The organism is Streptococcus mitis, from assembly GCF_047462815.1.
GTDB classification, from domain to species: Bacteria; Bacillota; Bacilli; order Lactobacillales; family Streptococcaceae; genus Streptococcus; species Streptococcus mitis_DO.
Map to the genome: position 1 here is coordinate 1 of NZ_JASHFB010000014.1, position 22275 is coordinate 22275.

A 22275-nucleotide genomic window follows, 5' to 3' on the forward strand; every position below is an offset into this window, starting at 1 on the left:
TTCGCTGCTGATTTTTCTGCATCTGAAAGTTTGTCGTTAGCGTCGATCGCTTTGTCTTTTTCTGCCAATGCTGCATCTACTGCCGCTTTAGCTTTGTCTTTTCCTACTGGGTTGACTGCCGCTACTGCATCTGTTCCTTCAGTTGCTTTTGCGTCTACTCCAGCTTGATCAGTTGCTGCATCGATTGCTTTCTTAGCTTCGTCTGCTGCTTTCTTAGCTTCTTCTTTCGCTGCTGATTTTTCTGCATCTGAAAGTTTGTCGTTAGCGTCGATCGCTTTGTCTTTTTCTGCCAATGCTGCATCTACTGCCGCTTTAGCTTTGTCTTTTCCTACTGGGTTGACTGCCGCTACTGCATCTGTTCCTTCAGTTGCTTTTGCGTCTACTCCAGCTTGGTCAGTTGCTGCATCAATCGCTTTCTTAGCTTCGTCCGCTGCTTTCTTAGCTTCTTCTTTCGCTGCTGATTTTTCTGCATCTGAAAGTTTGTCGTTAGCGTCGATCGCTTTGTCTTTTTCTGCTAATGCTGCATCTACTGCGGCTTTAGCGGCTGGTTTTGCTTTTGCTGCTGGATCTACATCTGCTACTTTTGTAGTTCCTTTGTCTTCTGCTGCCGCTACTGCATCATCTGTCTTCGCTTTATCAACATTTGCTTTAGCTGCATCTGCCAATTTACGTGCTTCTGCTTTGGCTGCTTCTTTTTCTTCAGTAGTCAAGTCAGGACGTTTCTCAATTTCTGCAACTTTTGCAGTATAAGCATCTTCAATCGCTTGTTTTGCGGCTGGTTTTACTTCTGCTTTTGGCACTACAGGGGTAATTGTTCCTACTCCTGCTTCTTTAGCTGCCGTTACATCTGCATTAGAGTCTGCTTTATCGATGGCTTCTTTGGCTGCTTCTGCTTTGGCACGTGCTTCTTCTTTAGCGGCTTCTTTTTCCTCTATTGTTGATTCAGTTTTTGCATCAATTGCTTTTTCTTGTGCTTTTAATGCTGCATCGATGGCCGCTTTTGCTGCTGGTTTTGCTTTTGCTGCTGGATCTACATCTGCTACTTTTGTAGTTCCTTTGTCTTCTGCTGCCGCTACTGCATCATCTGTCTTCGCTTTATCAACATTTGCTTTAGCTGCATCTGCCAATTTACGTGCTTCTGCTTTGGCTGCTTCTTTTTCTTCTGTTGTTAACTCAGAACGTTTCTCAATTTCTGCTACTTTTGCAGTATAAACATCTTCAATCGCTTGTTTTGCGGCTGGTTTTACTTCTGCTTTTGGTTCTACAGGTGTAATTGTTCCTACTCCTGCTTCTTTAGCTGCTGTTACATCCGCATTAGAAGTTGCTTTATCGATGGCTTCTTTGGCTGTTTCTGCTTTAGCACGTGCTTCTTCCTTAGCGGCTTCTTTTTCTTCTTTCGTTGAATCAGGTTTCGCATCAATTGCTTGCTCTTGTGCTTTTAATGCTGCATCTACTGCGGCTTTAGCGGCTGGTTTTGCTTTTGCTGCTGGATCTACATCTGCTACTTTTGTAGTTCCTTTGTCTTCTGCTGCCGCTACTGCATCATCTGTCTTCGCTTTATCAACATTTGCTTTAGCTGCATCTGCCAATTTACGTGCTTCTGCTTTGGCTGCTTCTTTTTCTTCTGTTGTTAACTCAGGACGTTTCTCAATTTCTGCAACTTTTGCAGTATAAGCATCTTCAATCGCTTGTTTTGCGGCTGGTTTTACTTCTGCTTTTGGTTCTACAGGTGTAATTGTTCCTACTCCTGCTTCTTTAGCTGCTGTTACGTCCGCATTAGAAGTTGCTTTATCGATGGCTTCTTTGGCTGTTTCTGCTTTAGCACGTGCTTCTTCCTTAGCGGCTTCTTTTTCTTCTTTCGTTGAATCAGGTTTCGCATCAATTGCTTGCTCTTGTGCTTTTAATGCTGCATCGATGGCTGCTTTAGCGGCTGGTTTAGCTTTCGCTACTGGATCTACGTCTGCGACATTTGTAGTACCTTGCTGTTCTACTACTGCAACTCCTGCATCTGTTTTCGCTTTATCAACATTTGCTTTAGCTGCATCTGCCAATTTACGTGCTTCTGCTTTGGCTGCTTCTTTTTCTTCTGTTGTTAACTCAGGACGTTTCTCAATTTCTGCAACTTTTGCAGTATAAGCATCTTCAATCGCTTGTTTTGCAGCTGGTTTTACTTCTGCTTTTGGTTCTACAGGTGTAATTGTTCCTACTCCTGCTTCTTTAGCTGCCGTTACATCTGCATTAGAAGTTGCTTTATCGATGGCTGTTTTGGCTGCTTCTGCTTTAGCACGTGCTTCTTCCTTAGCGGCTTCTTTTTCTTCTTTCGTTGAATCAGGTTTTGCATCAATTGCTTGCTCTTGTGCTTTTAATGCTGCATCGATCGCTGCTTTAGCTGCTGGTTTGGCTTTAGCTGCTGGATCTACTTTTTCTACTTTTTCTTCACCGCGGTCTTTATTACGTTCCACAGATTCTTCAGTAGTTGCTGCATCCACTCTATTTTTTGCATCTTGTGCTAAACGCTCTGCTTCTTTTACAGCGGCTTCTTTTTCTTCAGTAGTTAGGTCATCACGAGCTGCTATTTGAGTCTTCTTCTCTTCGAGTACGTTTTGAATATCATTTTTAGCTGCTGTCTTAACTTCTTCTGCTGGAAGTATTGGAGTAATCTTGCTTGTTTCTTCTGTCAGTTTTGTTGCTACATCAGCTTCGGTTGTTGCTGAGTCTACTGCTTTTTTAGCTGCTGCTAAGGCTTCAATTACTTTTGCTTTAGCGGCTTCTTTTTCTTCTTTTACTGAACCATCAACTGCTTCAATCGCAGCAATTTGATCTTTAGCTGCTTTTTCTAAATCTAATTTAGCTTTTTCTTTTTCTAATAATACTAACTTAGTGTTAATTTCAGATTGATTTTTTCGATCAGCTACAGGAACATTATTTTTTTCTTCGTTTAGGATATCCTTAGCTTCAGCAAGTTGATCTTGCATCGCTTTCCAGCTTTCTGGAGTATAGTCGGCTTGATTTAACTGTGCTAACTGATTCTCTAATTCATTAACCTTATTCTCCAGGTCTGTTTTATACATGCTAACAGTTACATTTTGAGGCTTCACTGGAATATTACGAATCTTCGCTCCAGGTGTACCGATTACAGTACCACCTACAACTGTTCCTTCCAACCCATTAAATGCAGTGTTTGTTTTCCATGTACTAATTCCATTAAAATCAGTAGAACTTGGTTTATCTGCTGGTAAATCTACTGTATATGTTAGTGTTTTTTTCTCACCAGGTGCTAATGATTTATAATTGATTCTTAAAGTACCATCATTTACATTTGCAGATGTTCCACCTTCAGATGATACATAAGTCGCATTATCTGGTAATTTTACAGAATATATATTATTTGCTGAGTTGGCGTGACCTTCGTTTACTAAGTCTACACTAATGGTAGCTCTTACAGTTGTTGCTGTCGCTGATGGTGATACTTCGTTATATGTTACAGTTGGTGTTTTAGCTACAACGTGAGCTCCTGTTGTGATAGACAGTTTTGATACCATAGCACCTACATAGTATGTTTGTCCATCAATTTCGATTTTACTACTATCATCTTGGTTAATATTGTCCGGTCCAGCCTCAAGACGAACACGAATTTTTGTTACTCCCTTAGGTACTGTAAATACCCCTGAATACGGCGATACTAATGGACGCCAGATAAGATTACCTTGCTCTTGATTTCCTTTTTCAGGATAAGAAACTGTTAATTTAGTTCTATTCGCTTGCGCGCCAAATCCACCAAAAGAAGTTGTATTTTGACCGATAACAATCTCTTGACCAGGTTTTACATCAATATCTTGATAAATACCACCAAATTTATCGCTCTTACTATTTGGATCATTTTTTACAGTATATAATGCTAAGGGAATTCCATATGGATGAGTTTGATCAACTACGCTTCCATATCCTCCAAAAGATGATGCCTTACCATTTGCAATAACTACTTTTGTTTGATTAGGATTAGTCAATTTCCAACCAATTAAATCAAACGAATTAATTACTTTAAATTTTTCTGCTTTTGTTGGTGTTCCGTTGGCTTCAAAGTATGGGTTAACTACCTCTACGTTTTTCGCGTTTACAGATGGGTCATCTTCATCTGCTGTAGTTGCAGCATCTGTTCGGAATGGATTATTTCCATCTAGAGCTCGTCCATTACGTGGATCATGTTTTCCTGAGTTTGCGATAGAGTTGGTGCCTGTAGCTTTCTCAGTATTGCTTGCTTTCTTACCAACAGTCGCTTTTCCTTCTGTGGTATCTAGTTTAGGACTTTCTACTTGCGCTTTAGGCTTACTACGTAAACCGCTGTTCACTGTCATAAAGAGTCTTCTATAAGCTTTTGTTAACTCGTCTTGACTTTTGGCTGTTGTTAGGGCAAGTTTTGCTAATCCTAGATGTTCTTTAAGTGTTGCTACACTTTCATCTGTCTTAGTAGCATAGCTATCTGAGGCTAATTTAGCATCAATTTCTGCTACGTAATCTTCCAGCTGTTTTTTATCCAAGGCAGGTGTAGCCTTTTCTGCTGTTTCTTCTGTTGCTGAAGTAGTAGATGATACTACTGGCGCTGGAGTTGCATCAGCAGGTTTTGAAGTAGTTGCTTCTGCTTGAGCTTTCGAAACAGTAGATGACTCCACTGATGTTGAGCTTGCATCAGTAGATGCTGGAGTAGTTGTGTCTGCTTGAGCTTTCGGCGCAGTCGAGTCACTGGCACCAGAATTTTCATCCACCTTATTATTAGCTGGAGTAGCTGCTAGGGCAGCATCTGTTGCTGTTACATTTGGCTCTGCTGCATACACTGCACCATTTCCCAAAAACATGAAAAATGCTGCAACCGCTACACTGGCCGCACCAAAACTTACTTTTCGAACAGAGTAACGAGTTACCTTCTCACGACGTGAGCGTTCTACTCGACTCATAGAATTATTATTTTCCATCTATAAAGACTCCTTTATAATTTATTAAACTAGTGAAAACGGCAATACTAGTTAATATATATATATATATATATTAACTAAAAGCATACCCTATGCACTGTTTTTGTCTTGATTTTATCATTATTATGCTAATAAATCAAGTGTTTTAACTTATTAGACAGAAAAATAAAAATACACTTAGATTTTATTTCATGCCGAAGTTGAAACAGCACATTGAAACTTCTAAAACATTGCTATAAACTTGTTTGAATTCCCCAATAGATTTGTTCGCAGTTTATTTCAATCTACTGTAGTCTTAAACAGTTATAAAAGCGAAATCAAGAAAGTATATAAGAACAGCTTCATTCACACTAACAAGACCTAAGATTTAAAAACAAAAAACGAACAAAATAGAATTCTAACCGTCTAGAAAACTAGTTTTATTCGTTTTTTATGTTTAAGTCTAAACTTTCATTTCAAACTCTAATAACTTAACGCACTTCTGCATTGACTTTTTCTTCAAGCGATGCTTGGATTTTTTCCATGTAGCGTGCTACTTCTTCGTCCGTTAAGCTATCTTCTGGATTTTGGAAAGTCAAGCTATAAGCCATCGACTTCATACCAAGTCCCAATTTTTCGCCTGAGAAGACGTCAAAGAGTTTGATATCTGTCAAACGTTTCACGCCGGCAGCTTGAATAGCATCTACAACTTCTTGATGAGTCACTTCTGCCTTGAGGAGAAGGGCAACGTCACGGCTGACTGCTGGGAATTTCGTGATTTCCACAAATGGAACAGCAGGTTGAAGCGCAGCTTCGATGGCTGAAAGGTTGAGCTCAGCCACATAAGTTTCTGGAATATCGTAGGCCTTAGCAGTTACTGGATGCACTTGACCGAGGAAACCAAGAACTTGGTCACCGAGTGAAATGACTGCTGTACGACCTGGATGAAGGCTTGCAATTTCAGCTGTAGCTGTATAGCTCACTTCTATTCCCAAGCGAGTAAATAATGCTTCTAGGATTCCTTTAGCATAGAAGAAATCAACTGGAACTGCTGCTGTTTGGAAATCTTTTTCTGCAACCAAGCCTGTCAAGGCAAAGGCAAAACTGTTGATTTCATTTGGAAGTTCTTCTTTTGGATTACCTGTTTGTTCAAAGACCTTTCCAATCTCATAAAGGGCCAAGTTTTTATTCTTACGAGCCACGTTGTAGGCAACGGTATCAAGGATACCAGAAATCATATTTTGACGGAGGACAGAACGGTCCACTGTCATTGGCCACATGAGTTCAGTAAGGTTACTTGGTTGAGCCGTAAACTCAACTGCTTTTTCAGGAGTTGTTAGAGCATAGGTGATGATTTCTGTCAAACCTGCTCCTTCAGCAATCGTACGAACTTGACGGCGGAGTTTTTGTGTAACTGTCAATTCACCAGCTGTACCATCGTCTTTTGGAAGGCTGGTTGGCAAGCGGTCATAACCATAGATACGAGCAATTTCTTCAAAGAGGTCTGCCTCAATAGTGATATCCCAGCGACGACGTGGGACGCTGACTGTAAAGCTGTCTGCATTTCCAGAAAGACCAAAGCCAAGACGACGGAAGACGTCTTCTACATCCGCGTAAGAAAGTTCTGTACCAAGGACACGGTTAACATCAGCAAGAGTTGAATAAACTTCCACATCAGAGGTATCAAGTTCACCCGCTGAAACGATGCCTTTACGCACCGTCGCACCAGAAAGTTCGGCAATCATACTAGCTGCCGCATCAAGTGCTTCATTAACTGTTGCCACATTGATACCTTTTTCAAAGCGAGAAGATGACTCAGAACGAAGGTTAAGACGACCGCTGGTCTTACGAATTGATTTGCCATTGAAAACAGCAGCTTCAAGAACAACACGAGTAGACTTTTCAGAGATTTCTGTTGCTTGACCACCCATAACACCTGCAAGGGCTACTGGCTTGTCTGCGACAGTGATGACTAGGTCATTTGTTTCCAAGTCACGTTCTTCACCATCCAAGGTCACTAATTTTTCACCAGCACGCGCTTCACGTACACGGATGTCACTCCCTTCAAAGGTATCCAAGTCAAAGGCGTGCATAGGTTGACCAAAGTAAAGCAAGATATAGTTGGTTACGTCTACCACGTTATTGATGGGACGGATGCCTTCGTTCATGAGAAGGTTTTGCAACCATTGTGGACTTGGTGCGATAGTCACATTGTCCAAGATACGAGCTGCATAGTAAGGCGCCTTGTCTGTCTCAATACCCACAGAAAGAGCATCTGCTGCAGCTTGGTCAGTTTCTGAAAGAGTAAATTCTTTAAAGTTGACTGCCTTATCATAGATAGCTGCTACTTCGTGAGCCACCCCACGCATAGAAAGGGCATCCGCACGGTTGGGTGTGATGGAAAGTTCGATAATTTCATCATCCAAGTCTAGGTAAGAAAAGACTTCCTCACCTGGAACGGCATCTTCAGGTAAAATTTGGATGCCATCTGCGAATTCCTTTGGTACAACAGAGTCAGAAATACCCAATTCACCAAGTGAACAGATCATCCCAAGTGACTCAAGACCGCGGATTTTCCCTTTTTTGATCTTGTAATTGTCAGCGATGCGAGCTCCTGGAAGAGCCACCATAACCTTGATACCAGCACGCACATTTGGGGCACCACAGACGATTTGACGGGCTTCTTCTTCGCCAACGTTAACCTGACAAACATGGAGGTGAGTTTCTGGCACATCTTCGCAAGACAAGACCTCACCGACGACAATTTTTGAGAGACCAGCAGCCGGTGATTCGACACCTTCTACCTCGATCCCTGTGGTTGACATTTTTTCAGCCAACTCTTGTGATGGCACATCAATGTCCACCAATTCTTTTAACCATTTATAAGATACAAGCATAATTTAGTTCTCCAGAATGACAGTTGCCACTCTAGTTCTTTTCCTTTCCTATCATTTCAATAGAAGAATCATCTTCTTACCTTAATTTCTTTCTCAGTAACCAATCCGTATCTACTTTTTGACCAACCATAAAATGATGTTGGCTAAATTTTTCAAAACCATATCGATTATAAAATGCTTGAGCTTTTGTATTATGCTCCCAAACACCTAGCCAAGCCCAAGAAAAACTATTTTTGGTAGCAAGTTCAAGAGCGAATTCAAACAGTTGCTTACCTAGTCCAAATCCTTGGAATTTTTGTAGCACATAGAGGCGTTGAATTTCAAAAGCATCCTCTAATTCTCTCTCAGTCTGAGCACTTCCCCAGTTGACTTTGAGAAAACCAGCTATCTCCTCTTCATGCATAATGAAATAGGTTTCGGATTCTGGATTTTCCAACTCAGTTGACAAAACTCTCAGACTATAAGCCTCTTCAAAGTATTCCTGTAACTGCTCTTCTGTATTATCATGAGCAAATGTTTCACGAAAGGTTTGTTTGGCAATTTTTGCCAACAACTCAACATCTGCCATTTCTACTTTTCTAATCATTATTTAAACTGTTCTGAGAAGCGGACATCTCCTTGGTAGAATCCACGGATATCGTTGATTCCGTAACGGAGCATAGCTACACGCTCTTGTCCAAGACCAAAGGCAAATCCAGAGTAAATAGTCGCATCGATACCACTCATTTCAAGGACACGTGGGTGAACCATACCGGCACCCATAATTTCGATCCAACCTGTTTTTTTACATACATTACAGCCTTCTCCACCACACTTGAAGCAAGAAACATCCACCTCAACAGATGGCTCTGTGAATGGGAAATACGATGGACGCAGACGGATCTGACGCTCTTCACCGAACATCTTTTGGACAATCAACTGAAGCGTTCCTTGAAGGTCTGCCATAGAGATGTTTTTCCCAACTACCAAGCCTTCAATTTGGTGGAACTGGTGACTGTGGGTCGCATCGTCTGTATCACGACGGAACACACGCCCTGGTGAGATCATCTTCAAAGGACCTTTAGAGAAATCATGGGCATCCATAGCACGCGCTTGAACTGGAGACGTGTGGGTACGGAGCAAGATTTCTTCAGTGATATAGAAAGTATCCTGCATATCACGAGCTGGGTGGTCTTTTGGAAGGTTCATACGTTCAAAGTTATAGTAGTCTTGCTCTACTTCAAAACCATCTACGACTTGATACCCCATACCGATGAAAATATCTTCGATTTCTTCACTGGTTTGTGTGAGGACATGACGGTGACCAGTCGCAACAGGACGACCTGGAAGTGTCACATCAATGCTCTCGCTAGCAAGTTGAGCAGCGACTTTCTTTTCTTCCAATAGTTTAGCTGTTTCTTCAAAAGCAGCTGTCAAGACATCACGAGCTTCATTGACGTGTTTCCCGATGATTGGACGCATCTCAGCAGAGACATCTTTCATCCCTTTGAGGATTTCAGTGAGCGAACCCTTTTTACCAAGGACAGAGACACGCAAATCTTGCATCTCTTTTTTATTTTCAGCAGAAATCTGCTTCAAGCTAGCCAGCGTTTCTTCACGAAGCGCTTTTAATTGTTCTTCAATAGTTGACATAATTCCTCCATCAGTCTCTCGTAGATAAAAAGAAAACCACATGCCAAAAACTCCACTCGGAGCGTTGACACGCGGTACCATCCGTTTTTATCTGACAAGTCAGACCTTCATTTCTAAATCCATGCGCAAGTGAATTCACCCAGCTTTCATATAGAGAGCTTGCAGTCACGGCTCTCCTCCCTGATATACTTCCCTTGAGTTACTAGTCTTGCAGATTTCTATTCAATTACTACTTAGTTTATCAGATTTTTAGTTAAAAAACAAGTTAGATTAGACTAATTTCAATATAAAAAGGAACAAGACAAAATGCACTACCTATTTGTAGGGCCTGTTTCATCTGCTTTCCTTTTCAATAAGAGAGTTGCTGCTTGATTAAAACCATCACACCAGTTATACCATTTCGCTTCATACTCATCTTGAGGCAAGATATGATTTTTCAAATCCAGAACAGAGTAGATTTTTCTTTCTTCGCAGGCTTGCGCATAGAGATGATATAGTTCATCACCACCATCTCTATCCCACTCAGCAGAAATCGTATCTTGACCTGCTAATAAAGCCTGATAAGCCCTGTGATGCCCGTCTGTAATCAGCAAGCAATCTCCAAAGGCAAGAATACTGATTGGATCGACTTGGATTGTTTCTGCCGACTGGTAAAGCATCTGAATATCTTGCAACTTCTTTTCTGATAAGTATAGTTGAGTCGGATGAAGATCTGCTATACTGACTTTCATTTCTTTCTCCTCAAAGGAATTTGATACTCACTTCTGCTTACCTTTGAATCGCCATTGGAAGCGGAGTTTGTCATAGAAGGGAAACTCGATAAACAGGACTCCCAAGCCCACACAGAGACTAGCAAGGACATCTGATGGATAGTGAACTCCCAGATAGACCCTTGATACCAACACACTGACTAAGTAAAGGCCAAGGACGATTTGTACGATTTTTCTCCAGACTGGATTTTTAATCCGTTGACTGAGAATGACAATCAGAGAGCCGACCATCAAGGTTACAGCCAGAGAATGGCCGCTTGGGAAGGAAAATCCCTTCTCCTCAACCAAGTGTAAAATAGCTGGTCGTGGCCGCTGGTAGATATTTTTAAAGGTCACGATTAAAAGACCTGCCAAAGACAGATTTCCCAGCATTAAGAAACTTTCTATCTTCCATCGCTTACGATAAAAGATAAAAGCTGTAATGACAACCCAAGTGATAATCACTGGGATATCAATCAGGCGTGTGATGGCCCTGAAAAGAATAGTCAAGTAAGCTGGCAAGTCTCCTCGAACGGCAGTCTGTATCGGTTGGTCAAAACCGACCAGCGTTTCAGGGTAAAATTTGACCATGTAGCCAAGAATAACGAAAAGTAAAAGGGCAAAACTGCCCTTCATTAAAAATGTTTGTTTATCTCTCATAATATTTTAAGGTTGGTTTCAAAAGGACGTACAACAACCAGAATGAAACGGAAAAGATTACACCCTCAATCAAGTTAAAAGGTAATACCATGGTCATTAGGTAGTTGGAAAGTCCCAAAATTTTTCCAATATCAAAGTTAGCAAACTTAGCGTACAAAGGAACAGCGTAAACATAGTTGAGAACCAACATAGCCACGGTCAAGCCAATAGTTCCAGCTAGAGAGCCTAGTAGGAAACGAAGGGTTGTCCGTTCCTTTTTCCAAATCAAAGCAAATACGATGACAAAAACTCCCAAAGCTACGATATTCATCGGCAAACCAATGTAAGTATTCACTCCTTGACTATTAAGAAGCAATTTCAAGAGTGAGCGAAGCAAGAGAATTCCTAGAGCAGCAGGCAAATCCATGACCACCAAGCCCACAAGGACTGGCAAGATACTAAATTCGATCTTGAGGAAGGACGCCGCTGGCAAAAGCGGAAAGTCAAAGTACATCAGCACAAATGAGATAGCTGATAAAATCGCAATGGTCGAAAGTCGACGTGTGTTTGTCATAACAGGTTCCTCCAATTTTCTATAAAATCAGAAGAAGTTAGAAAGGATTCCTCTATCTATTCTCACTTTTTATATCCCAAAAGTTCCCTCTTACTCTATTAAGGAAACCCAAGCAAGCGGTTACAATTTGGTTATAAATCTATCAGAACAGACAAAGCTATTCTTTCGTCTTCTCCCATCCAGACTATACTGTCGGTTGTGGAATCTCACCACATCAGCTTGCGCTCGCGGACTTATTTGGCTAAGATATTTTAGATTTATCTAGGCGTCGCAGTCGAAGATAATACTTAAAGTATATCGAGACAAGACAACGACGAGAAAGCTAAAATAGCTAGTCAAATTTACCGCCGGTCGGGAATCACACCCTGCCCTGAAGACTCTTTTATCATAACAAAAAACGCTTGCAAGCGCAAGCATTTTGTTCATTTTCATTTTCATTTTTTATTTCAATTTATCCACTTCATAGGTATGAACAAGCTCAAGACCTGCAAAATTCTGCTGGCGAAGAGCCTCATAGACAATCATGCAGACGGTATTAGACACATTGAGACTGCGGACATGTTCATCATTCATAGGAATACGGAGAGCCTTTTCAGGATGTTCTCGCATAAAGTCCTCAGGCAAGCCCTTGTCTTCACGTCCAAAGAGAAAATAATAGTCTTCATCAGTCGATAAATCCACCTCAGAATAGACTTTTTCCGCGAATTTCGAAATCAGATAGAGTTTGCCCTTCATCTGAGACATGAAATCTTCTAAACTCTCGTAAAAATAAATCTCTAGCTTATCCCAATAATCCAATCCAGCTCGCTTCATCTTGCGGTCGTCAATAGGAAAGCCCATTGGCTTGATGATGTGGAGGGGAGAATTGGTCGCAGCGCAAGTACGCGCGATATTGCCTGTATTTTGTGGAATTTGTGGTTCAAATAATACAATGTGATTTGTCATGACTTGCTTCCTTTTACCATTGCAAAAAAATAGCCACACTGCCCGGAGTCAAGCTCAGCAAACAGCGTGGTTAAGGCATCGTTAACTTACCTCACAACAGGTTTGAAGTAAATCAGCGAAACTACTTTCTTAGTATAACACTTTCAGAATCATTGTCAATAGAAACGACTTGATTTTTTCAATTTTTTCAAGCTATTTCCAAGGGTTGTAAAATCGTCCCTGATTCTGCAAGATAAGTAGTAAACTAGCTACTAAAAACAAGGCTGCCAAGACCAAGGTAAGATAGTCTCCTTTTTTCAAGGCCTGATAACTATACCAAGTGCGTTTTTTCTCTTTCCCAAAGCGGCGAAGCTCCATGGCGGTCGCGATGGTATCAATGCGTTCTAACGAGCTAAAAATCAAGGGAGTAATGATGCGCAGATTTCCTTTGATTCGTTGCATGAGAGAAGCTTTCTTGGATAATTCCATCCCACGCGCCTCCTGAGACATCTTGATAGTAAAGAATTCTTCCTGCAAATCTGGAATATAGCGCAAGGTCAGACTGACAGAATAGGCAATTTTGTAAGATACCCCAATTTGATTAAGGCTAGAAGCAAACTGACTAGGATGAGTGGTCATTAAAAAAATAATTGCTAAAGGAATGGTGCATATATACTTAATAATTAAATTCAACAAGTAAAAGAGTTCTTGGCTCGTTATCGTGTAGCTACCGATTCCCTGCCAAATCACACTTCTCTCTCCGTAAAGTCCAACCCCATATTCAGGAGAAAAGAGATAGACCATCAAGACATTTAAAACGGCAAATACCGTCGCAAAAACGGCTACAAAGGAAACATCTTTGAAATGGATTTCTGACAAATAGAGGAGAAAGACCGAAAAAATAGCAATCAAAACAAGCAGTCTGGTATCATAGCTAATCATGGCCGCCAATGACACGAGAATGAAAAAGAGAAGTTTCCCAGCTCCTGACAAGCGATGAATCACAGTATCTCTATGCTGGTAACCAATTAATTTAGCTTGCATCCTTCTCTCCTTTCTTTGTAAAATGCCGTTAAAGCAAGTGGATCCACGTCTAGTTTATTGGCCAAGTTGAAGATTGAAGTTTCTTTTAGGTTGGCTTTTATTAACAGCTCAGGATTGCTCAAAAGACTGGCTGGATCGGTATCGGCAATCAGTTCCCCATCCACCATGACAAGGGCTCGGTCTGAATAATCCAGCATCAATTGCATATCATGGGTAATCATGACAATCGTATGCCCTTGTTGATGCAGTTCTTCAAGAAATTCCATAATCTCAGTATAGTTCTTCTGGTCTTGACCTGCAGTTGGTTCATCTAAGAGGATAATTTCAGCCCCCAAGACCAAAATTGAAGCAATGGTGACACGTTTTTTCTGACCAAATGACAGGGCAGAAATAGGCCAATTACGGAATTCATAGAGACCACAGATTTTCAAGGTTTCATAGACTCTCGTTTCAATTTCCTGCTCGTCCACACCTCTCAAACGTAGTCCCAGAGCCACCTCATCAAAAATCATATTGGTTGAAATCATTTGATTGGGATTTTGCAGCACATAGCCTACTCGTTCCGCCCTCTCTGCAACAGAATCTTCTTTGATATCCTGCCCTTCCCACAGATAGCGACCTTCCGTCTGAATAAAGCTACTTAAGGCCTTGGCTAGGGTTGATTTCCCAGCCCCATTTTTCCCGACAATGGCAATCTTTTCACCCTTTTTAATATCCAAATGTAGGGACTTTAAAATCGGTCTATCATCATAAGAAAACGACACATCCTCTAGTCTAAAGAGTGACTGCAATTCTGGGGTTTCTTTTACCAGTTCCGTCCGCAACTGAATCTGGCCTTTTGAGATAGACAAGTTATCCAGATTTGCTAATTGTTCTTCCTTGGCTAAATCCACACCCAATTGACGGAGAGTGGTTAGATAAAGGGGTTCTCGAATTCCATTTTGGGTCAATAAATCAGTCGCCAGTAGCTGGTCAGGGCTCCCATTAAAGAGAATACGACCATCATTGATCAAGACAATCCGATCCACAGGGCGATGCAGAACATCCTCCAAACGATGCTCAATAATAAGTGTCGTCGTTCCCTCTTCCTTATGAATCTGGTCAATCAATTCGATAATATCCTGACCTGACTTGGGATCCAGATTGGCGAGTGGCTCATCAAACAAGAGAATCGGACTTTCATCAATCAAGACACCAGCCAGACTGACCCGCTGCTTTTGTCCACCTGACAAATCCTGAGGCCGCTGAGCTAGTAAAGGGAGAAGATCCAGCTTTTCAGCCCATTTATGAACACGATTTTTCATCTCATCTAGAGCTGTCACATCATTTTCCAGAGCAAAAGCCAAATCCTCTGCCACGGACAGACCGATAAACTGCCCATCTGTATCCTGCAAAACTGTACTGACCAGATGAGATTTATCGTAGATGCTCATATCAAAGGCTGCTTGCCCCTTGATCAAAAATTCTCCAGACATCTGACCCTTGTAAATATTGGGAATAATCCCATTCAAACATTGACCCAAGGTAGACTTACCTGACCCAGATGGTCCAACAATTAAGACTTTCTCTCCCTTGTGAATGGTCAAGTCCACCCCTTGCAAGGTCGGTTCTTGTTGTGTTTCATACCGGAAAGAGAAATCCTTCCACTCAATTATAGCTTCTTTCATCTTACTCTCTTCATTCGCTTCTTAGACTTCTATTTTATCATAAATCAAGCCCTTCTTGCAGTCTCTTCTCTTAAAATCTTAGCACCAAAAAGATTCCTATCCCAGCTTACTTGCCTAACTAATCTATAAACATCGAAAAAGACTGGTTGCCCAGCCTTCCCCATCATTTTAGTCCTTTTTCAAACTTCCTGCACGAGTTTGAGTTCCTGCATAGGCAATCAAGAGAAGAGTTCCTGCAATAGCTACAGATACACCATTAGCAATTCCCGCAACAATCCCTTGGGCAAATACTTTTTCTGCCGCTTCTTGATAAATCACAACATCTCCAAGTGGTGCCAAGACACCCCAAACAAGAGCATTTGCAAGTAGTTGAATGAGGTTAAAAATGACAATATCCTTCCATTCAAAAACACCATTGCTCACGCGAACGTACTTTCTAAATAGTCCCACAGCTAGACCAAAGAGCCCACTAGCGATAATCCAAGTCCACCACAGACCGTAACCAGCAAGAGAGTCCTTGATTGCATGACCAATCAACCCGACAAGCAAACCGATAATCGGTCCAAAAATAATAGAAAGTAGCGCTTGTACCGCATACTGAAGTTGGATGCTTGTATTTGGAACAGGGGTCGGAATGTTAATCATCCCGATAACGACAAAGAGGGCAGCGCCAATTCCGACAGCAACAACTTGTTTAATTGTAAATTTGATTTCCATACTATTTATTCTCCTATTTTATCCTTCTATTTTCTTTATTTCAATGGTCCAAGATGAACCGACACCCACATTGTAAGCTTTGGCAAAGGAACCTTGGTTAATTGCTAGACCTAAACGATAGAGAGAGTTGATGTAAAGGATGGGTTGCCCAATTCTCACATCCGCAAATGATTTGCCATAGACAACCTGATTTTGATAGACCAGCATATCTGCATGATAGATAGTCACTTCAAAACGGTCACCGAATGCTGGTTCCAGCTTGTAAAACTCTTCTCGCGTGATAGAGGTCCAAAGCGAACCAAAACGCACATCCAGAATATCAATAGCTCCCTTCACCAGATGATCTTCAATGATGGTCTCTACGACTGGAAGCTCCACAATCTGATCCACACTGAGCTCTGGCCCCACTTCCTCAAAACTAATGTGACCACTAGCCAGTTTAGCACCAGTATAGGCATAGACATCACGACCGTGGAAGGTATAAGAATGCTCTGTGTTTTGACGCCTATTAGCTACCTCAGAAATTTCACGAATAGCTACAATGCCAACGTGTTTCTTGATAAAAGAAAGCGTCCCATTATCTGGCGTGACAATGTATTGATTTTTTGCAGTCTTGGCAACCACACTCTTACGTTTCGAGCCGACACCTGGATCGACAACCGATACAAATGTCGTTCCCTCAGGCCAGTAATCCACCGTCTGAAAGAGACGGTAACTCCCCTCAAAAATATTATAAGGCGTGATATCGTGCGTCAAATGATGAATTTTTAAGGTTGGAGATTCTTCTAAAGCCACTCCAATCATAGCCGATACCGCACCATCAACCAGACCAAAGTCTGATTGTAATACCAGTAAATTATTATTCATTTTATCTCCTTGTATATCCTTTATCATACCATATTTCAGAGAAAGGTGCTAATAGCTATTTCAATTGATTAGGGTATAGTTTTACCTTATAGCAAATTTCCTACTAAAAACTCTGGTTATTAGCTAGTAGGTGCATTTTTTCTTGAAAAAAGGTATGATAGTTACATCATGAAAAAGTAGGTTTTAATATGAAAATTATCCTTGTCGGAGGGGGAAAAGTTGGTTTTGCCCTCTGTCGCTCCTTGGTTGCAGAAAAGCATGATGTTTTGCTGATTGAGCAAGACGAAGCCGTCCTCAATCATATTGTCAATCGCTTTGATATCATGGGTATCCTTGGCAACGGAGCTGATTTCACCATTCTTGAACAAGCAAGTGTCCAGGATTGTGATATCTTTATCGCCCTGACTGAATACGATGAAGTGAACATGATTGCAGCCGTTCTAGCCAAAAAAATGGGAGCTAAAGAGACCATCGTTCGGGTGCGCAATCCTGAATACTCTAACTCTTATTTCAAAGAAAAGAATATTCTCGGTTTTTCTCTTATCGTTAATCCTGAACTCTTGGCTGCCCGCGCCATTGCCAATATCATCGACTTCCCCAACGCCCTATCTGTCGAACGTTTCTTTGGTGGACGGGTCAGCTTGATGGAATTCACTGTTAAATCCTCCAGTGGTCTTTGCCAAATGCCCATTTCTGATTTTCGTAAAAAATTTGGCAATGTCATTGTATGTGCGATAGAAAGAGATCATCAAATTATCATCCCAAGTGGTGACATGACCATACAGGATAAAGATAGAATCTTTGTCACTGGTAACCGTGTTGATATGATGCTCTTCCATAATTATTTCAAATCACGTGCTGTGAAGAGCCTTCTCATCATCGGGGCTGGAAGAATCGCTTATTATCTTCTAGGTATCCTCAAAGATAGTCGAATCGATACCAAGGTTATTGAAATCAATCCTGAGATCGCCAGCTTCTTTAGCGAGAAATTCCCAAATCTCTACATCGTTCAAGGAGATGGGACCGCAAAAGACATCCTACTGGAAGAAAGTGCTCAAAACTATGATGCCGTTGCGACCCTAACAGGAGTCGATGAAGAAAATCTGATTACTTCTATGTTCCTTGACAGGGTAGGTGTACAGAAAAATATCACCAAGGTCAATCGTACCAGTCTCCTCGAGATCATCAATGCGCCTGATTTTTCAAGTATCATCACACCTAAAAGCATCGCTGTAGATACAATCATGCACTTTATTCGCGGTCGTGTTAATGCCCAGTATTCAGACCTTCAAGCCATGCACCATCTAGCCAATGGTCAAATCGAAACCCTGCAATTCCATATTAAGGAAGCTAATAAAATGACTGCCAAACCTCTTTCTCAACTGAAATTGAAAAAAGGGGTTCTTATTGCAGCCATTATTCGAAAGGGTAAGACTATTTTTCCAACTGGGGAGGATATGTTGGAAGTTGGAGACAAGCTCCTAGTAACAACCTTGTTGCCAAACATCACCAAGATTTATGACTTAATCGCGAGGTAAGAAATGAATAAAAGTATGATTCGTTACCTCCTTTCAAAATTACTTTTGATTGAAGCTGTTCTCCTCTTGGTTCCTGTAGCTGTTGCTATCTATTACCGTGAATCGAGCCAAGTCTTTACAGCCCTCTTTTCAACAATAGGGATTCTCGTATTACTAGGCGGTTCAGGAATTTTACAAAAGCCAAAAAATCAACGGATTTATGCCAAGGAGGGAATCTTGATTGTGGCCCTCTGTTGGATCCTTTGGTCTTTCTTTGGCGGTCTCCCCTTTGTTTTTGCTGGGCAAATTCCCAGCGTTATCGATGCCTTTTTTGAAATCAGTTCGGGCTTTACAACTACTGGAGCAACTATTCTGAACGACGTTTCGGTCCTCAGTCGTTCCCTCCTCTTCTGGCGAAGTTTTACCCACTTGATTGGAGGGATGGGAGTGCTTGTTTTTGCACTTGCTATTATGGATAATGCCAAAAATAGCCACCTAGAAGTGATGAAGGCTGAGGTTCCTGGTCCCGTCTTTGGTAAGGTTGTATCCAAACTCAAAAATACTGCCCAGATTCTCTATCTCCTCTATCTGGCTCTCTTCTCCCTCTTTGTCATCATCTATTATCTGGCTGGCATGCCCCTATTTGATAGTTTTGTCATTGCCATGGGTACTGCGGGTACAGGGGGTTTTACCGTCTATAACGATGGAATTGCTCACTATGGCAGCTCACTGATTACCTATCTAGTTAGTATAGGAGTTCTGGTTTTTGGAGTAAATTTCAACCTCTACTACTACCTCATGCTCCGTCGCGTCAAGGCCTTCTTTGGAGATGAAGAACTTCGAGCTTACTTGGTCATTGTTCTGGTTTCTACAGGCTTGATTAGCCTTAATACTCTCTACCTCTACCCGGGATTTTCAAAGAGTTTTGAAATGGCCTTCTTCCAAGTTTCCAATATCATTACGACAACTGGTTTTGGTTACGGAGATATTACCAACTGGCCCCTCTTCTCCCAGTTTATCCTTCTCCTCCTCATGGGAATTGGTGGTTCTGCTGGATCAACCGCAGGTGGACTCAAGGTTATTCGAGGCCTTATCCTTTCAAAAATTGCCAAAAACCAAATTTTGTCAATCCTATCGCCCCACCGTGTTTTGACTCTCCATGTTAATAAAACAGTGATTGACAAAGATACCCAGCATAAGATTCTCAAGTACTTTGTCATCTATTCAATGATTTTGCTAGCGCTTATCTTTATTGTCAGCCTCGATAGCAATGATTTCCTGGTCGTTACCAGCGCTGTCTTTAGCTGTTTCAATAATATCGGACCTATTCTAGGAACGACATCTAGTTTCTCAATCTTTAGCCCTATCTCAAAAATTCTCCTCTCCTTTGCTATGATTGCAGGTCGTTTGGAGATATACCCAATCCTCCTTCTCTTTATGAAGAGAACCTGGTCTAAGAGATAAAATGCAACCACACCTTGTTTCCTTACAAAGTGTGGTATTTTTATTTTTAATTATTTCCTCAACTCAACCAACTCTTTTTAACCAAGTACGACACTTCAGAGAATGACTTAAAATATTTAATACTCAAGGAAAATCAAAGAGAAAACTAGGAAGCTAGCCACAGATTGCTCAAAGCACCACTTTGAGGTTGCAGATAAAGCTGACGTGGTTTGAAGAAATTTTCGAAGAGTATCAGAACCCAAAAACAACCCTCAGTCGTTTGACCGAGGGTTCCTTTTCATTATTTAAGAACTTGATTAGCTCAATGCGTCATCCATTGAAAGAACTTCGTGGAAGACACGTTGTGTCAATTCAGTTTTTTGTTCTGGAGTGAGGTATTTAGTGTTTACACAGTATCCAGAGATACGTACGATAACGTCTTCACCTGACATGATCTTTTCGTAAACATCGTTCAAGTCCATAACGTTCAAGTTAACGTGTTGTCCACCGTTTTCAAAGTAACCATCAAGGATTGTTACCAAGTTATCAACTTGTTCGTCACGAGTCTTACCAAGAGCGCGAGGTGATACTTGTGTAGTCAATGAGATACCATCAGCTGCATAACTAAAGTCAAGGCTAGAAAGTGAGTTCAAGTTTTGCAACCAACCACCTTTAGCTTTGTTAGATGGGTTAGCACCTGGTGAGAAGAATTCAAGTTTAGACAAGTTCACAGAACCATCTTCGTTGAGGTATACACCTTTGTGGACTGGTGAGTTACCAGTTTGTTTAGAGTAAGCAACGTTAGATGTGATAGTCAAAAGTGATACTGTAGCTTCAGCGTCTTTGTAAAGTTTGTGGCTACGTAGACGAGTTGTGTAAGCTTCGATCAACCATTCTGCCAATTCGTTTGAACGTGGGTCATCTTCACCCCAACGTGGGTATTCACCGATTGTTTCGTAATCGTAGATGTAGCCATTTTCGTCACGGATTGGTTTAACTGTAGCGTATTTGATAGCTGACAATGTATCAACAGTGTTAGCAAATCCACAGATACCGAATCCCATGTTTGCACGTTGTTTAGTTGGCAAGAAGGCCATTTGAACAGCTTCATAGTTGTACTTATCAGTCATGTAGTGGATGATATTCAAAGCATCTACATAAGTGTCAGTCAACCAGTCAAGAGATTTTTCAAAGTTAGCTTTAACTGATTCGAATTCAAGAACTTCGTCACGGATTGGTTCGATGTCAAATACTTTGTAGTCTTTGTGAACATCGTCGTAACCACCGTTCAAACCAGTAAGAAGGGCTTTCAATACGTTTACACGCGCACCGAAGTACTGGATGTTGTGGCGTTGTTCTTCATTTTCTGGGTCAAGTGGAGACACACAGCATGAGATACAGCTCATTTCACCATATCCGTCTTTAGCCATTGTTGTCACACCTTCGTATTGGATAGAAGAGTGTTTGTGACTCATGTGCATACAGTAGCGACGGAAGTTGTATGGCAATTTGTCAGTCCAAAGAACTGTCAAGTTTGGTTCTGGTGAGTTACCGATGTTATCAAGAGTGTTCAAGAAACGGTAGTCCATCTTAGTAACACGGTGACGACCGTCGTTACCCATACCAGCCATAGAAGTTGTGATGAAAGTTGGGTCACCTGAGTACAATTGGTCGTAAGCTTTTGTACGAGCAAATTTAACTGTACGAAGTTTCATAACGAAATCATCAACGAATTCTTGGATTTCTGATTCAGTAAATGTACCACGAGCAAGGTCACGTTCTGCAAAGATGTCCAATACGATTGGCACACGACCTAGAGATGTAGCAGCACCGTTGATAACACGGCAGACAGACATGAAAGCGATATTAACCCATTGGATAGCTTCTTTAACGTTCATCGCTGGTTTGCGAACATCAACTCCGTAAAGGTCACCCAAGCGAACAACTTGTTGCAATGCTTGGTATTGAAGGTTGATTTCTTCACGAAGACGGATTGTTTCTTCATCGATTTCTTCGATTGCATTCCAGTCGTTTACTTTTTCTTGCATCAAGTAGTCTGCACCGTAAAGAGCAAGACGTGCGTAAACACCGATGATACGTCCGCGTGAGTATGCATCTGGAAGACCAGTTACAGTGTGAGCGTGACGAGCGCGACGGATGTTTGAAGTGTAAGCACGGAAGATACCGTCGTTAACTGTTGTTACGTATTTAGTAAAGATTTCGTGAACAGCTGGATCTGGTTCGTATCCATTTTCTTTCAAAGTAGTTTCAGCCATACGGATACCACCTTTTGGCATGAAATTCAATTTGAAGAGTTCATCGTTTTGGATACCGAAGATAACTTCATTTTCTTTATCGATAAATCCTGCTGGAATGTCAGCAATAGATGTTGGACGAGTGTCCATTGGGAAACGAGTTTCTTCGTAGTGTGCCTTAGTTTCTTCTACAATTTTTTTGATGTGAAGTGAACGTTCTGTTGGTCCTGCAAGGAAGCTTTCGTCTCCATCGTAAGGTGTGTAGTTAGCTTGTACAAAGCGTGATACACTTGCTTTTTCTTTCCAATCTACGCCTTTGAAGCCTTCCCAAGCTTTGTCAAAAATATCTTGTGCTTCAACAACTGTCTTAACAACCATGTTAATGTCCTCTTTTTTCTTTC

Annotated in this window: 15 protein-coding genes and 1 riboswitch; of the genes, 2 read left to right on the forward strand and 13 right to left on the reverse strand. The window is 41.3% G+C overall.

All coding sequences use genetic code 11. The features are described 5' to 3' along the window. The 12 genes from QM865_RS07915 to QM865_RS07970 form a co-directional block, all read right to left on the reverse strand. Nucleotides 1-4970 (reverse strand): SasC/FmtB family protein (locus QM865_RS07915; protein WP_414306402.1); only part of this gene is annotated, 4970 nt, incomplete at its 3' end. Nucleotides 4971-5440: 470 nt separating this feature from the next. Then, on the reverse strand, nt 5441-7846 hold the full coding sequence (pheT, locus tag QM865_RS07920; protein ID WP_261023981.1) for a phenylalanine--tRNA ligase subunit beta: 2406 nt from the start codon (nt 7844-7846) through the stop codon (nt 5441-5443). A gap of 76 nt (nt 7847-7922) precedes the next feature. After that, on the reverse strand, nt 7923-8432 hold the full coding sequence (locus QM865_RS07925) for a GNAT family N-acetyltransferase (RefSeq protein ID WP_261023980.1): 510 nt from the start codon (nt 8430-8432) through the stop codon (nt 7923-7925). Next, nucleotides 8432-9478, reverse strand: a complete 1047-nt coding sequence (gene pheS / locus QM865_RS07930; RefSeq protein ID WP_261023979.1) for a phenylalanine--tRNA ligase subunit alpha — start codon at nt 9476-9478, stop codon at nt 8432-8434. Before pheS ends, QM865_RS07925 begins: the two co-directional genes overlap by 1 nt. A 311-nt stretch (nt 9479-9789) precedes the next feature. Then, nucleotides 9790-10209, reverse strand: coding sequence for a chromosome partitioning protein ParB (locus QM865_RS07935; protein ID WP_261023978.1), 420 nt, complete (start codon nt 10207-10209; stop codon nt 9790-9792). Between the two features lie 27 nt (nt 10210-10236). After that, nucleotides 10237-10887, reverse strand: a complete 651-nt coding sequence (locus QM865_RS07940; RefSeq protein ID WP_238393781.1) for a phosphatase PAP2 family protein — start codon at nt 10885-10887, stop codon at nt 10237-10239. After that, nucleotides 10877-11440 (reverse strand): ECF transporter S component, encoded by a 564-nt coding sequence (locus tag QM865_RS07945; RefSeq protein WP_203175541.1) that lies wholly within the window; start codon nt 11438-11440, stop codon nt 10877-10879. Before QM865_RS07945 ends, QM865_RS07940 begins: the two co-directional genes overlap by 11 nt. A 163-nt stretch (nt 11441-11603) precedes the next feature. Continuing rightward, a riboswitch (FMN riboswitch) is annotated at nt 11604-11822 on the reverse strand. A 59-nt stretch (nt 11823-11881) separates the two neighbouring features. Further along, a complete protein-coding gene (locus QM865_RS07950; protein ID WP_173303135.1) occupies nt 11882-12385 on the reverse strand; it encodes a tRNA (cytidine(34)-2'-O)-methyltransferase in 504 nt (167 codons plus the stop codon). A 192-nt stretch (nt 12386-12577) separates the two neighbouring features. Then, the gene (locus tag QM865_RS07955) at nt 12578-13408 is read right to left on the reverse strand and encodes an energy-coupling factor transporter transmembrane component T family protein (RefSeq protein WP_261023977.1); all 831 of its coding nucleotides are present in this window, start codon (nt 13406-13408) and stop codon (nt 12578-12580) included. Then, the gene (locus QM865_RS07960) at nt 13393-15075 is read right to left on the reverse strand and encodes an ABC transporter ATP-binding protein (RefSeq protein ID WP_261023976.1); all 1683 of its coding nucleotides are present in this window, start codon (nt 15073-15075) and stop codon (nt 13393-13395) included. Before QM865_RS07960 ends, QM865_RS07955 begins: the two co-directional genes overlap by 16 nt. Before the next feature lie 168 nt (nt 15076-15243). After that, complete coding sequence (locus QM865_RS07965) at nt 15244-15792, reverse strand: ECF-type riboflavin transporter substrate-binding protein (RefSeq protein WP_414306403.1); 549 nt, start codon at nt 15790-15792, stop codon at nt 15244-15246. 18 nt (nt 15793-15810) lie between these two features. Beyond that, a complete protein-coding gene (locus QM865_RS07970) occupies nt 15811-16659 on the reverse strand; it encodes an SAM hydrolase/SAM-dependent halogenase family protein (RefSeq protein WP_031227981.1) in 849 nt (282 codons plus the stop codon). A 188-nt stretch (nt 16660-16847) separates the two neighbouring features. Between QM865_RS07970 and trkA the strand changes: the two genes are divergently transcribed. Both trkA and QM865_RS07980 read left to right on the forward strand, forming a co-directional pair. Further along, on the forward strand, nt 16848-18197 hold the full coding sequence (gene trkA, locus QM865_RS07975) for a Trk system potassium transporter TrkA (protein ID WP_261063898.1): 1350 nt from the start codon (nt 16848-16850) through the stop codon (nt 18195-18197). Nucleotides 18198-18200: 3 nt separating this feature from the next. After that, on the forward strand, nt 18201-19640 hold the full coding sequence (locus QM865_RS07980; protein WP_414306404.1) for a TrkH family potassium uptake protein: 1440 nt from the start codon (nt 18201-18203) through the stop codon (nt 19638-19640). 296 nt (nt 19641-19936) lie between these two features. On the opposite strand, the gene pflB is transcribed toward QM865_RS07980, so the two are convergent. Beyond that, the gene (pflB, locus tag QM865_RS07985) at nt 19937-22252 is read right to left on the reverse strand and encodes a formate C-acetyltransferase (RefSeq protein WP_049532477.1); all 2316 of its coding nucleotides are present in this window, start codon (nt 22250-22252) and stop codon (nt 19937-19939) included. Nucleotides 22253-22275: the final 23 nt, after the last annotated feature.

Coding starts and splice junctions, on each gene's coding strand:
- QM865_RS07955 (WP_261023977.1), bottom strand. CDS start 13,408: ATGCAAGCTAAATTAATTGGTTACCAGCATAGAGATACTGTGATTCAT.
- QM865_RS07935 (WP_261023978.1), bottom strand. CDS start 10,209: ATGAAAGTCAGTATAGCAGATCTTCATCCGACTCAACTATACTTATCA.
- QM865_RS07960 (WP_261023976.1), bottom strand. CDS start 15,075: ATGAAAGAAGCTATAATTGAGTGGAAGGATTTCTCTTTCCGGTATGAA.
- QM865_RS07965 (WP_414306403.1), bottom strand. CDS start 15,792: ATGGAAATCAAATTTACAATTAAACAAGTTGTTGCTGTCGGAATTGGC.
- QM865_RS07945 (WP_203175541.1), bottom strand. CDS start 11,440: ATGACAAACACACGTCGACTTTCGACCATTGCGATTTTATCAGCTATC.
- pheS (WP_261023979.1), bottom strand. CDS start 9,478: ATGTCAACTATTGAAGAACAATTAAAAGCGCTTCGTGAAGAAACGCTG.
- pflB (WP_049532477.1), bottom strand. CDS start 22,252: ATGGTTGTTAAGACAGTTGTTGAAGCACAAGATATTTTTGACAAAGCT.
- QM865_RS07970 (WP_031227981.1), bottom strand. CDS start 16,659: ATGAATAATAATTTACTGGTATTACAATCAGACTTTGGTCTGGTTGAT.
- QM865_RS07950 (WP_173303135.1), bottom strand. CDS start 12,385: ATGACAAATCACATTGTATTATTTGAACCACAAATTCCACAAAATACA.
- QM865_RS07925 (WP_261023980.1), bottom strand. CDS start 8,432: ATGATTAGAAAAGTAGAAATGGCAGATGTTGAGTTGTTGGCAAAAATT.
- trkA (WP_261063898.1), top strand. CDS start 16,848: ATGAAAATTATCCTTGTCGGAGGGGGAAAAGTTGGTTTTGCCCTCTGT.
- QM865_RS07940 (WP_238393781.1), bottom strand. CDS start 10,887: ATGAGAGATAAACAAACATTTTTAATGAAGGGCAGTTTTGCCCTTTTA.
- pheT (WP_261023981.1), bottom strand. CDS start 7,846: ATGCTTGTATCTTATAAATGGTTAAAAGAATTGGTGGACATTGATGTG.
- QM865_RS07980 (WP_414306404.1), top strand. CDS start 18,201: ATGAATAAAAGTATGATTCGTTACCTCCTTTCAAAATTACTTTTGATT.